Origin of the sequence: Schleiferia thermophila, from assembly GCF_003337435.1 — a bacterium.
GTDB classification, from domain to species: Bacteria; Bacteroidota; Bacteroidia; order Flavobacteriales; family Schleiferiaceae; genus Schleiferia; species Schleiferia thermophila.
Genome location: NZ_QPJS01000001.1, coordinates 165,088 through 178,254, shown reverse-complemented (window position 1 = coordinate 178,254; position 13,167 = coordinate 165,088). Strand labels below are relative to the sequence as shown.

Genomic DNA, 13,167 nt, shown 5'->3' with positions numbered 1-13,167 from the left:
CTATTTCACCCGGGCTTTATTTTCCGCTTCAGTCAATATCTGATTGGACTGCTCTCTTGCCTGCTGCACAAGTTGTTCGGCACGGCGATCGGCCTCTAGTTCAATTTTGCGGGCATTGTTTTCGGCTTCTTGCTCCAGACGTCTGGCTGCTTCATTGGCTGCGCGTTCTTTGACTATATTTCCTTTGGCCTCATCCCGCAATCGCTGTGCCTGTGCTCTTCCCTCGGCTCTTACTTTGTCGGCAGCAGCCCTGGCATCGGCTCTGACCTTATCAGCTTGTTGCTGAGCCTGATTCATAATACGCTCAGCCTGTGCACGCGCATCGGCCATGATGCGCTCTGCTTCAGCATTGATTTGCTGTTTTAAGTCTTCAACCTTTTGTTCTGCTGTTTCCTTAATCTTTTCCTTTACCTGAGTGACCAGATCCCCGACTACATTGCCCAAAGTAGTAGAAACTTTGGGATTCGTATAAGTTCCTGTTATTTTTACTCTGAGGTCAATGGTCTGCGGAGCCTTACCTCCAAGAGACGCCAGCAATTGGTCGGCTCTGACAGCAGAGCCAGGAATTTTTAATTCCATGTCGTAGTCAAGTGTCTGATCCAATCCGTTAGAACCTGAAATGGTACCAGTGACCTGTCCGGTCTTCACCTGAAATGGTGTGACAAATACCCGTCCATTTTCAATTTTGAAGGAAATATTAGCATCCCGAAGTGTTAAAGTAGAATAATCCTGATTTCTGAGGAAACTGCCTATCTGTGCCAATGCGTCAGATCTCAGTAGTATGTTATTGGTCTTAATACTTCCGGCTGAGGTGATTTTCGTCAGATCCGGTGTCATATCCCGGTTCAAAGGCCCGGAAATTTTGAAGGCCACATTGAACTGACCCTCAGAGTTTTTGGCGATGGGCGCAAGAGCCTTCGCCGTTGAAAAGGTTTGAAAGCTCTGCTGTATCCCAAAATTTTCAAGATTCAAGGAAAAGTCAAATACTGGCACCGGTAGTTTCGAATCGTAAAAACCGCTTAAAAGCACTCTACCGCCTACCAATTCCATCTGCACATTGTTCATGATCGCTTTCTGGTCAGACAGCGTGACGGTTCCTGTAAAATTTCCGATGTCGAAATCGCTAAACAGTACTCTGTCTGCCGAAGCTGTCAGTGTGAAATCGATTTGATCAGGTAAGCGTATGTAATCTTCTTCTGTACCCTCAGTGGCCGATGCTGCAGCGGTGTCGGTCGATATATTGGCCAACTCGTTTAAATCAAATATTTTACTGCTCACATCAAATCGCCCGAAAAGCGAGGTATCTTTAAACACATAGGAGAGCAGATTGTCGAACCGGCCGGTGGCTCGTATATCTGATTGCCCTATGGCCATCGAAAGCTCTTCGAGTCTGAAATGCTCAGGCTGTGCCACCACTTTGGCTTTGCTAATGCTGACCGGAAGTGCCAATGCAGCCGGGTCCTTGAACAGAAAATCTCTGACCAAAACCCTTCCTTCGGCAACTACTTTATCATATCTTTCTGACTCGATATCAGAAAGTTTAGCTTTAAGGGTCAATCCAGCATCCATCAATCCTTTTAACTCTACACTTTTGTCGATCGGCACCAGCTTGCTGATGGTCCCCAAATCCAATTTTCCGTTGAACATGAAATCGATGAAAGGATCGCTGATAGGTGTAGAAACCATCAATGCAGCTTCTATGGGATTATCGGCCAATTTCATTGAAAAGCCCGGTATAGTGAGCAGCGTATTGTCAAGACTTCCGCCCGGGTTGGTGATCCGAAAGTCAGTATTTACAGCTTCGACTGCAGCAGGTAAGTCCGGATATTTAAAATATCCGTCCCGAATGGTCAGTAGAATATTGAATTTTGGATAGATTTCCTGTTCGCTGTTGAAGGTTCCCTGAACCTTGCCGGTAAGGCTGGCAGTACCTCGAGCTGTTAGCTTTGCAAAATCCTGGTAATAAATGGCTGGGATAAGAGAAATAATGCTCTTGAAAGATGAGTTGGGGGTGTCAAATTCTACATCGGTTTCAATGTTTTCATCCGGCATTCTAATAACGCCTTTGAAATTCAATCTCAAATCATTAAGCTCGAGAAAATTATCGCCGAAGCTAAACTCCATGGTATTCTGGTTGATTTTGATGTCAAAATCAGAAGCTACCGCCACCCTGCTGAGCAGTGCGATTCCATCGGACTTAAATGTCAATTCATCAATTTTTGTAGAAGTGCTAAGATTTACTATTTCTTCAGTAAAATCCCCTTTTCCTTCATGATTCAAGTGGTTAATTTCTGTATAAATTCCTGCTAGGCGGTCCTCGTAAATCAGATTTATGTTTTTGAAATAATACTTTTTCAGCGCAAGATTAAAAGATGTGGATATCGTGTCTTCTGTAGGTATTTCTTCCTCTTCTGAAGTCGGCAGAATCAGATAATTAGCTGTAGCAGAATCCAATACAATCAAATGAATATTTGCATTTTCCACTCCGATTTTCCTAATTTTGAATTGCTCACCTTTAAACACAGATAGCAGGTCCAGTGAGATTCTGAAATCTCCAATTCTGGCCAGCTCAATTCCGGCAAAAGTGTCTCTCCCTGTAACGACAAAGTCCTCCACCCCAAAGTGCAAATTGGGAAAGTCACGGATCAGACTCAATTTAAAGCGTCCAAAATCCACGTCCGCTAGCAGCTGTTTGTTGACCTCTTCTTTAAACTTATTGATAATCTGGTCCTTAAATATCAAGGGTATAACCACAACGGAGACCCCAATAATTCCGAATAAGATTAATAAAAGTTTACCTGCCCTTTTCATTTGAAATTGAGTGATTGTATTCTTCAGATTTGGCTACTAAGGTACAAACCATTGCGTCACCAGTCACATTTACCACCGTACGACACATATCAAGAATCCTGTCAATGGGCAAAATAATTGCAATCCAGGCCGGATTGAGTCCAACGGAGTTGAGCACAATTATCAACATAATAAGCCCGGCGCTTGGCACAGCTGCCGCACCGATGGAGGCCAGTGTGGCAGTGAGCACTATGGTCAACTGTTGAACGAAGTTTAAATCCACACCGTGGAGCTGTGCCAGAAAAACCACCGCTACTGCCTGATATAAACTGGTACCGTCCATATTAACTGTGGCTCCGATAGGTAATACAAAGGCAGTATACTTTTTATCAACTTTCATGTTTTCTTCCATACATTCGATGGTAACAGGCAATGTAGCCGCGCTGCTCGAGGAGGAAAATGCGAGCAATTGAGCCGGACTTATAGCTTTTAAAAAATCTGTATATCGAATGCCAGGTGCCAGGTAATGTATTACGAGAGGGTATATGACAAAAGCCATAAGCACCAGACCGAAAACTATTGTGATACTGTAAAGACCCAAAGAAGCAAAAACCGGCAACATTTTACTCACATCATCACCTGCTATCTGACTTATAGTAGCAGCCATCAGTGCAAAGACAAAAAATGGTGAAGCTTGCATCACGAAGTCTACCATTTTTAAGAATACGTCTGTCGTAGCCTGAAAAAATGAAATCAATACAGCCTGTCGTTCAATGGATACATACAAAAGGGAGATTCCAAAAAAAATCCCAAAAAAAATGACCTGAATCATCAGTTTACTGTCGTTCAAACTGGTAAAGATGTTATCGGGCACCATATCTACCAGAAAGCTCAAAGGGCCCCGGCTCTGGGTTTGTTTGGCTTTTTCGATTTTAGATTCAATTGCTTCTTCTGATGAAAATGTAGCAGTAGCTGCTCTTACTCGTTCAACAACCTCTTGATTTTCGGGTTTACATATTTGGCAAATTTCGTCGAGGTCTTCAGCTCCTGTAGAGCTTTTCCAAAGCTCATATCGGATTCTGTTTTCCAATATCAATTCTGAGTCGTTGCTTTTTCCCGGTTTTAGCAAATTGACCAACAACAGGCCAAGACTTACAGCCACGATGGTAGTACCGAGGTATATTGAAAGTGTTTTCAGTCCCAACCTTCCAAGAGATTCGGGCGAGCCAAGCCCGGCTATACCGCTGATGATGCTGAAAAGTACCAGTGGTACAGCGATCAGTTTAAGCAAGTTCATAAATATGGTACCAAACGGGGCTATAAAATCAGAGGTGAATCTGCTCCATCCCAACTGAACACTTGCGATAGCATAAACAATGCCCAGAAGCATACCCGACAAAATTTTCCAATGCAGAGGCCAACTGGTTATTTTTGAGATGTTCATTATGCGTTTATTTTAGACATCAGGTAAAAATCGGCCAATACAAGCCAAGTCATAGCCTCTACCACGGGCACAGCACGCGGTACCACGCAGGGGTCATGTCTTCCATTAATCTCCAGGTCTATCACCTGGCCAGAGGAATCCAATGCCTTTTGAGCTAAGGAGATTGAAGCCGTAGGCTTAAATGTTACTTCAAAATACAGTGTTCTGCCTGTGCTGATACCTCCTAACACACCGCCAGCATTGTTTGAAGAAAATACTCCGCCGGTATCCGGGGCATCATTGTGTTCGCTGCCTTTCATAAAGGCTGCTCTGGTACCGCTTCCTATTTCAAATGCTTTTGTGGCATTGATGGTCATCATCGCGTAGGCAAGCCGGGCGCTGAGTTTGTCAAATATTGGTTCACCGAGTCCGGGCATCAGACCTCTGACTTCTACCCTCACTTTTCCTCCGATAGAGTCACCGGTTTTCTTAAACTGTGCGATGATGGCTTCTGCCTTGCGGGCGTACTCGCTTACGGGCATTCGGGAGGGATGTGCATCAATACTTTCAGGTGTGACCAGACTACCAGCGGGTACTACGACTTCACCAATCTGACTGGTATATGCCAACACTTCTACACCAGGCAACAAGTGAGAGGCCAGAGCGCCGGCTACTACCCAATTGGCAGTCTCTCGGGCTGATGAGCGTCCGCCACCGCGATGGTCTCGGTGTCCGTATTTGGCTGTATAGGTTTCGTCGGCGTGTCCGGGTCTGTTGACTGTTCTGAGATGGTCGTAATCGGATGACCTTTTATCTGCATTTTGAATTACAAAAGCTATGGGAGCTCCCGTAGATTTCCCCTCAAATATACCGGACAAAAACTCTGGTTTATCTGTCTCCTTGCGTTCTGTGGTAAGGGCCGATTGGCCGGGTCTCCGGCGTGCCATTTGCCGGTTGATCCGCGCAAAATCGATTGCTATCCCGGCCGGAAATCCATCGATCACACCCCCAATAGCCTTCCCATGCGACTCGCCGAACGTTGTTAGCCGTAATATTCTGCCAAACGTATTGCTCATATCGGCAAACATACGATTTCACAATCTGAGCACCAATATGTATCTCCTAGCACGGTGTATTTCGCTTTGTACGAAAGAACCTTATATAATAATGAAAGCAAAAAATCCCGTGCCCTTCATGCCGGGATTTTCTGCTCTGAATGTAAAAAATGCGCTTTGCCTGGTGAAGCTCAGAGCTTTGAAAGCTGGATTTCGCCCATGAGCACGACCTCATCGCTGACCAATACCCCGCCGGCTTCTAGGGCAGCATTCCAGGTGATATTCCATAGGCTGCGGCTTATTTTTCCGGTAAAGGAGAAACCGCACTTTTCGTTGCCCCAGGGGTCTTTCATAATTCCTCCATATTCTGCTTTCAGTGTCACCGGGTGGCTAATAGCTTTGATGGTAAGGATCCCCCGGATTTCGTAATTGCTGCCACTGATGTGATAAGCTTTTCCGGCAAAAGTCATGGTCGGATGGTTGTCGCAGTCGAAGAAGTCGGCACTTTTGAGGTGAGCGTCTCGGTCAGCATGGTTGGTGTCGATGCTGGCTGTGCGTACGACAGCCTCTATTTCAGCCCCCTGAAAATCGATACCTGTTGTGCTCACAGTGGCATCGAAGTCTCTGAATTCTCCTTTTACATGGGTGATCATCAGATGTTTTACCTTAAAGAGCAGCTCGCTGTGAGCTTTGTCGAGTTGCCAAGTAGTGGTGGCTAGTGCTTTTGTTTCCATTATTATATGTATTTACATTTATTGTTGATACATATATTTTGATTAGATTGTTTACATTATTTATATGAGGAGTCGATTTTTCATGCGGGATGTATGGTCAGGATGCTGTTTGTTCGTCCTACAACGGGCTTTCCCCAGCGAGTATTGAGGTGGTCAAGGGCTCGGTAGAGGCGTTGGATGGTCTCTTCATGGGGTTCGAAGAGATCAGGCTGATAAGAGCCGTAGATGAGCCTACTAAACCGCACACCGACAAGGCGTATACGCAGACGGCGGTCGTAGAGTCGGTCGAAGAGAGCATGGACAGTTGGAATGAGTTTATGGTCAGCCTGAGTATAAGCGATGCTCTGCTGGCGGCTCACAGTATCGAAGGTGCTGTAGCGAATCTTAACGGTGACACAGCCGGTGAGGCGGTGCTGCTGTCGGAGCTGGCGGGCAAGCTCTTCGGTCATGGCGGCCAGGATGCGTCTGACGGAGTAGTGGTCGATGGTGTCGCGTTCGAAAGTCTGCTCGGTGCTGATGGATTTGGCTTCGTTGTAGGGCTCCACAGGTGAGGGATCTATTGCATTGGCTTTTTGCCAGATGTCGAGCCCATTGCGACCGAGGGTACGTTCTATCAGCTGTGGTGGCATCTGCTGAAGGGTGGCTATACGGCGTATTCCGAGTTCGTAAAAGGTAGATTGGACCTTAGTGCCTACACCGGGAATACGCTTCACTGGCAGAGGTGCGAGAAATGAGCGCTCTGAGCCTTTCTCTACCTGAAGGGTGCCAGCGGGTTTGGCTTCAGAGGTGGCTATTTTGGCTACTGTCTTGTTGATGGAGTAGCCCATGGAGATGGGCAGGCCTGTCTCTCGGATGATGCGATCCCTGAGTTCGAGCGCCCAACGATAGGCGTTGTAAAATCGGTCCATACCGGTGAGATCAAGGTAAAACTCGTCGATAGAGCGTTTTTCGTACACCGGTGCATGCTCGGCTATAATCCCGGTGACCAGGTGGGAGTAGCGGCTGTATTCTTCCATATCGCCCCGTACAAATACGGCATCAGGGCATAGCTGACGTGCCATTTTGACGGGCATGGCCGAGTGGACACCATAGCGACGGGCTTCGTAGCTGCAGGAGGCTACTACAGCCCGATCGCTACTGCCAGCCACAATCACAGGCAAACCGTAGAGTTTCGGATTTTTGAGTCGCTCCACAGAAACAAAAAAGGTATCCAAATCCATGTGAGTGACGATTCGCTTGTCATTGTTCAGCAGCATGAAACTCATAACATCAGCTCTATTTGTCAATTTATTTATCAATTTTCAGATTACAATATAAGCATTTATTGAAGTCACGAAAAAATTTTTCATTGAAAAAATCCGCTTCAGAACTGACCAATTGAGGTGTGCCTTAGTTTTAGGGTAAATTTTCAACGATGGACTCACCATTTGTAATTTACTCAGCTTCTGCAGGTTCCGGAAAAACATTTACTTTGGCTTCTGATTACATCTCCATATGCCTCACCGGTCCATCCAATGTGCACCGGCAAATTCTGGCCATCACTTTTACCAACAAGGCAGCAGAAGAGATGAAAGAACGCATCCTGAAAAATCTACAAAAACTCGCTGCCGGAGACTCTTCCGAAAATTTTCAGGCGTTCAAAGCTGAAATTGAAAAAAAAACCAACCTCTCTGACAACATCCTAAAGAAAAAAGCCGAAAGAGTGTTGTTTGAAATTCTTCACGACATGAGCGGCTTTCACGTTATTACCATCGATAAATTTTTTTTGAAGCTCTACAAGGCATTCACCGCTGAACTGCTGACCTCATGGAACAAAGCTCCGGGTGTAGACGAAACGTATATTCAAACTCTGGCCATCGATAGCCTGATAAGTGAATTAGGAACTAATTCAGAACTTACAAAATTCTTTGAAGACTATCTGAATATAACGTTTAATGACAGTGAATACATCCAGGACCCAACATTCATCCTGCGGGAAATTACCAAAAAAATCTCCGATGAAAAAGCAGAACTTTTCTTGAATAATTTTCAAAATATCAATTATGAGGATTTCAATAATACAATAACAAAACTTATAGAATACAAAAAAAAATTATTAAATGAAGTAAATCAAATAAATGAATGCACAAAAAAAATATTTAGTAAACATAACTTAAAAAGGGAAGACTGCTCCAGAGGGACATTATACAAACTTTTTTTTGAAGAATTATCATCGGAAGAAATAAACCTGAATGATACAATTAATAAGTTACAAATTATATCAAACAAAATTAAAAATAATGAATTCCAGTCATATTTATTAAATTCCTCCATAAAAAACATTGAAAACATAAATTCTTTGGCAAAATGTTTTGAGTCATCAGCAAGCAAACTGCTTGCACGTCTTATAAAAGTCAGGCTCATCGAAAATATTCTTAAGCTCTCCTCATTGCTCATATTGCTTCGCGATATTGAAAAGAAAATAAAAGAAGTTTCCGAAGAAGAAAATCAGGTGTTGCTAAGCGAGATCAGTGCAACTATTCATACATTCATACGAAATGAAGCAGCAGATTTTATCTTTGAAAAACTCGGCAATCGATACCATTACATTTTCATAGATGAATTTCAGGATACTTCCAGCCGGCAATGGGAAAATATTAAACCACTGGCACATGAAATATTAGCTAAAAATGGGACATTGAAACTGATCGGTGATCCGAAGCAAAGCATCTATCGGTTCAGAAATGCCAACAGCCAACTAATGATTGAGCTTCTTAACCATAAAAAAACACCATTCAACATATCACCAGAAAAGAAAGTATTAGATAAAAATTTCAGAAGTGCCCAAGAGATTGTAAACTTTAACAACGATTTTTTTTCAAAAATCAAAAAATCGATTTGGAATTTTGAAAAAGATTCCTATCACGATGTAGTACAAAATGCCAGCTCAAAAGAAAAAGGATACGTTGAAATACAGGCTTTAAATTCATCTACTGCAGATGAATACGAAGAGGCCACATTAAACCATGTAAAGGAAATCATACGGGATTGCATTCAAAGAAATTACCGATATGGAGACATAGCCATTTTGGTAAGAAGCAAAGCACAAGGTAAAAAGCTTGCCGATTACTTTCAACAGCTCAATAGCAACGAACAAACTTTTGAAAAAATTCCCGTATCGTCACAGGATTCATTTGCTATAAAATCCAACCCCAAAGTAAAGGTGTTGGACAATTCGCTGCGACTGATAAAAAATCCGCAGGATCAATTGTTAAAGTTCAAAATCGCATACGACCTGATCAAGCTAAAAATCATCGACCTAAATGGACAATCTGAACATCAATTGTACAAAGAAATACTAAATGATAATCAGTGTTTTTTTACCTATCTTTTGAGTACTTGCAAGATTCAAAAAAATCACAGCTTGCTCGAGCGCATTCGATACACATCCGAGCTGAGACGAATACCAGTACATGAGCTGGCAACTCAGCTGGTGCAATTTTACTTTCCCAATGAACGGCAGGATCCTTTTATTGTGGCGTACCTGGAGCTGGTGTATGATTATGTAGAAAAATACAGGTCATCAGATATTGTAGGATTTCTCGACTACTATACCCATCAAATTGATGAGGATCGCTCGATCAATGCATCAACGACCCCCGATGCTGTATCCATAATGACCATACACAAGGCTAAAGGGCTTGAATGGCCTGTAGTGATCCTGCCGTTTTTTGACTATAAAACCTTCCAGCAAGAAATGCAAATCATCCCTCTCAATCCGAATAGATATTTTCTAGGCGCTGCTCTGGTACATATTTATAAAAACCAGAATTGGCCTGAGGAAGATGATTTGGAGGAAATGCGAAAGCGCTATGTACAAGAACAGATGGAAGATGCTGTAAATCTTATGTATGTGGCATTCACCAGACCCAAAAGCGAATTGTATATAAGCATTAAAAACAAGCCTTACCAGGATGAAATTTCCCATTTAATTAAGTGCACTGTTTTCGATGGCAATCCTATTGCTTCAGAATCATCCGTATATGTGAAAGGAGTTAAAGCCACTCAAAAATCTAAACAACAAACAGAAATAAGCCCACAGCCATTACAAACTGAAACTACAACCACTCACTGGAGGGACAAATTGAAGATAGCGCGGCACTATAGTCTGCCTCAGGCACAGAAAATTTCAACGGGAAGTAAAATGCACCAAATTTTGTCTCAGTGCAATCACTTGAATGACCTGAAGGAAAGAATTCACTCAAACGCACTGACCTTTTACGAACGAAATATCCTGCAGAAGCTTGTGGAATTTATAGATGGAAACGATGAGTTAAAAGCCATCTATACGGCCCCGAAAGTAGTCACTGAGAGGGCTATCCTGAGCAATGGCCAGTTTGTAATACCAGATGCCATGGCGTTGATTGGAGATGTGATTAAGGTAGTAGAATACAAAACCGGTCATCCATCGGATGCTCATCTGGATCAGCTCAGGCACTATGTACATCTGCTGAGCCAGGGCGGTCAAAAGGCTGAAGGCTACCTACTGTATCTGCAGGAAGATGGCATTGAAATGCGCAAGATTAGCGCATAAGTCAAGGATTTTTTGCTTTTTGGGATCTGGCATGGCACTAAAGAGGAATGTTCTGTCTTTATTTGCCCCAAACATCGGATATTTGAGCGCAAATCAATACTCCGCTTGAAAAGCTCGTATACACCTGACATCAGTGTGGTCATACCTCTGTACAACGAGGAAGAATCTCTGGTCGAATTGTTTGAATGGATCAAAAGGGTCTGCGACTCCGAAGGTATTACCGCGGAAGTCATCATGGTGGACGATGGCAGCACCGACCGATCCTGGACCGTCATCTCGAGTCTGGCAGAAAGATATCCTGAGGTGAAAGGAATTTCATTCCGAAGAAATCAGGGTAAGTCAGCAGCGCTGAACGCCGGATTCAGGGCTGCTACCGGGCGGGTGGTTGTTACCATGGATGCTGACCTGCAGGACAGTCCGGATGAAATTCCGGCACTCTACCGGATGATCACTCAGGAAGGATACGACCTGGTATCGGGCTGGAAAAAGAAGCGCTACGATCCCTTGTCAAAAACCATCCCTACCAAACTCTTTAATTACGCCACCCGAAAAATGTCGGGTATCCGGCTCCATGACTTCAATTGCGGTTTGAAAGCATATCGGCTGGAAGTGGTTAAACACATAGAAGTATATGGAGAATTGCACCGCTACATACCTGTATTGGCCAAAAGTGCAGGATTTACCAAGATTGGTGAAAAAACAGTGATTCACAGACCACGCAAATACGGCTCGACAAAATTTGGTTGGGAGCGATTTATCAATGGGTTTCTCGACCTGGTAACGCTGGCTTTTGTCAGTCGATTCAGCAAAAGGCCCATGCATTTTTTTGGATTGCTGGGCACCCTGATGTTTGTGTTTGGCTTTTTTGCCGCTTTATATATTGGCATTTCAAAATTATATTCTTTGCGACAGGGAGTCCCAGCAATGCTTGTAGCCGATAATCCGTGGTTTTACATCTCTCTGACCTCCATGATTTTGGGGACTTTGTTGTTTCTGGCTGGATTTCTGGCTGAGTTGATCATTCGAAACAACCCACGAAAATTTGATGCTTCTGTGATCGAGCGCACCGCCAATCTAGACCAGTCAAAAGTCAATGAATTCAAGTAAACCAATTTATTTCAGTCTTATCACCCCGACATTTGGCAGACCTGATGAAGTGGTGGAATTTTTGGAAAGTCTGCTCAAGCAGGAGTATCAGCAGTTTGAAGTGATTGTGAGCGATGGTACCCCAGGTGACACACTCAGGCCAGTCATCAGTCGATTTCTAAACAACGGAGTATATCCACTGACCATACTTTACACCGAGCATATAGCCGTGAGCCCCGCACGTAATGCTGCTGCTGCAGCAGCCAGGGGAGATTACCTGATTTTCCTGGATTCGGACTGCATCATTCCAGATAAATACCTGAGTCAGGTAGTTTCTTTTCTCGAAAAACATCCGGATACCGATGTGTTTGGTGGACCGGACCTGGCCGCAGAGGGATTTACACCGCTTCAAAAAGCCATTAATTACTCCATGACTTCCTTTCTGACGACCGGAGGCATTCGCGGTGGCAGAAGATCTGTAACAACCTACCTACCCCGAGGATTTAATATGGGTGTGCGCAAGAAAGCCTTTGACGATGTGGGAGGATATTCTGATTTTTTATGTGCAGAAGACATAGAGCTGAGCATACGTTTACTTAAAGCAGGGTATAAAGTGGCGTACATTCCAGAGGCAGGTGTATACCACAAGCGAAGGACGACCTTAAAAAAATTTTTCAGACAAGTATACCGGTTTGGGGCTGCCAGGCTGCTGCTCAACCAACGCCATCCCGGTAATCTGAAGATTACACATCTGTTTCCACTGGTATTCAGCATCGGGTTACTGATGTCTTTGCTGCTTTTGCCTTTTACCGAGTTACCGTTGATGCTGTATCTCTTGTATCTGAGTTTGGTCATGATTTTTTCCACCATGACCAATGAAAGCGTCAGAATCGGCTTTCTCACCATAATAACCACACTGGTGATGATGGTGGGCTATGGCTATGGAATGGCTCGAAACGGTTGGGAAATGTATATAAAAGGCAATAAGCAAGGAATCGAGTTGTGATCTATCTACTATGCCTTTTGCTGGTTTAACTGTTTGATTGTTCATATCCCCAATTAGAAAGTTTTAAACTGCAATATTTAATTTATTGCATTCTGTACTTTTATGAGCCGTAATATGATTTATTGATAGTAGAATTTTTTCCGACCGTTTACAGCTTTTTATACCATATATAATACCCATCCAATCAATTTGAATATTTGCTGAATAAAGCATTGTTTCACATGTATTCATTAGCCAGGAAGATTTCCCTCTTTTTACACCGGACTTGGTAAGAAATCACAGACGGAATTAAATTAAATACCATAAATTTATTAAACAATTCAGGTGTCAGAATTTGGTAATCTAAGAAAGAACAACAGGGATGCTGTTTTTCAGTGATTCGATGGTTTATTTTTCAAATTCGATTTCAGGTGAGATATTTTAAATTCCTTACGCAACCTGCACTTCAGTTGTTTAAAGGTTACCGGAGTTAAATTTTTATACAATAGTTGGTAATTTTC

At 43.4% G+C, this 13,167-nt stretch carries 8 protein-coding genes; 3 read left to right on the top strand and 5 right to left on the bottom strand.

Annotation, left to right across the window (positions count from 1 at the left end):
- The 5 genes from DES35_RS00815 to dinB all read right to left on the bottom strand — a co-directional run bounded on the left by DES35_RS00815 (position 1) and on the right by dinB (position 7,267).
- Entirely contained in the window at positions 1 to 2,811 is a 2,811-nt protein-coding gene (locus tag DES35_RS00815; RefSeq protein ID WP_114365541.1) for an AsmA-like C-terminal region-containing protein, read from the bottom strand.
- A complete protein-coding gene (locus DES35_RS00810) occupies positions 2,795 to 4,234 on the bottom strand; it encodes a dicarboxylate/amino acid:cation symporter (protein ID WP_114365540.1) in 1,440 nt (479 codons plus the stop codon). Before DES35_RS00810 ends, DES35_RS00815 begins: the two co-directional genes overlap by 17 nt.
- A complete protein-coding gene (aroC, locus tag DES35_RS00805; protein ID WP_244906307.1) occupies positions 4,234 to 5,301 on the bottom strand; it encodes a chorismate synthase in 1,068 nt (355 codons plus the stop codon). The genes DES35_RS00810 and aroC overlap by 1 nt, the downstream gene beginning before the upstream one ends.
- Before the next feature lie 158 nt (positions 5,302 to 5,459).
- Complete coding sequence (locus DES35_RS00800; RefSeq protein ID WP_114365539.1) at positions 5,460 to 6,002, bottom strand: YceI family protein; 543 nt, start codon at positions 6,000 to 6,002, stop codon at positions 5,460 to 5,462.
- 80 nt (positions 6,003 to 6,082) lie between these two features.
- Positions 6,083 to 7,267: a DNA polymerase IV gene (gene dinB, locus DES35_RS00795; protein ID WP_200876137.1), complete on the bottom strand. Its 1,185-nt coding sequence runs from the start codon at positions 7,265 to 7,267 to the stop codon at positions 6,083 to 6,085.
- 149 nt (positions 7,268 to 7,416) lie between these two features.
- On the opposite strand from dinB, the gene DES35_RS00790 reads away from it, so the two are divergent.
- The 3 genes from DES35_RS00790 (at position 7,417) to DES35_RS00780 (ending at position 12,667) form a co-directional block, all read left to right on the top strand.
- Positions 7,417 to 10,575 (top strand): UvrD-helicase domain-containing protein, encoded by a 3,159-nt coding sequence (locus tag DES35_RS00790; RefSeq protein WP_114365538.1) that lies wholly within the window; start codon positions 7,417 to 7,419, stop codon positions 10,573 to 10,575.
- A 105-nt stretch (positions 10,576 to 10,680) separates the two neighbouring features.
- Positions 10,681 to 11,682 carry a glycosyltransferase family 2 protein gene (locus DES35_RS00785; RefSeq protein WP_114365537.1) on the top strand — a complete coding sequence of 334 codons (1,002 nt, stop codon included), beginning with the start codon at positions 10,681 to 10,683 and terminating at the stop codon, positions 11,680 to 11,682.
- Positions 11,669 to 12,667, top strand: a complete 999-nt coding sequence (locus DES35_RS00780; RefSeq protein ID WP_114365536.1) for a glycosyltransferase — start codon at positions 11,669 to 11,671, stop codon at positions 12,665 to 12,667. Before DES35_RS00785 ends, DES35_RS00780 begins: the two co-directional genes overlap by 14 nt.
- The last annotated feature ends 500 nt before the right edge of the window (positions 12,668 to 13,167 follow it).

Bases quoted from the DNA above. Each gene is read 5' to 3' on its own strand.
- DES35_RS00790 (WP_114365538.1), top strand. From the start codon at position 7,417: ATGGACTCACCATTTGTAATTTACTCAGCTTCTGCAGGTTCCGGAAAA.
- dinB (WP_200876137.1), bottom strand. From the start codon at position 7,267: ATGAGTTTCATGCTGCTGAACAATGACAAGCGAATCGTCACTCACATG.
- DES35_RS00815 (WP_114365541.1), bottom strand. From the start codon at position 2,811: ATGAAAAGGGCAGGTAAACTTTTATTAATCTTATTCGGAATTATTGGG.
- aroC (WP_244906307.1), bottom strand. From the start codon at position 5,301: ATGTTTGCCGATATGAGCAATACGTTTGGCAGAATATTACGGCTAACA.
- DES35_RS00800 (WP_114365539.1), bottom strand. From the start codon at position 6,002: ATGGAAACAAAAGCACTAGCCACCACTACTTGGCAACTCGACAAAGCT.
- DES35_RS00810 (WP_114365540.1), bottom strand. From the start codon at position 4,234: ATGAACATCTCAAAAATAACCAGTTGGCCTCTGCATTGGAAAATTTTG.
- DES35_RS00780 (WP_114365536.1), top strand. From the start codon at position 11,669: ATGAATTCAAGTAAACCAATTTATTTCAGTCTTATCACCCCGACATTT.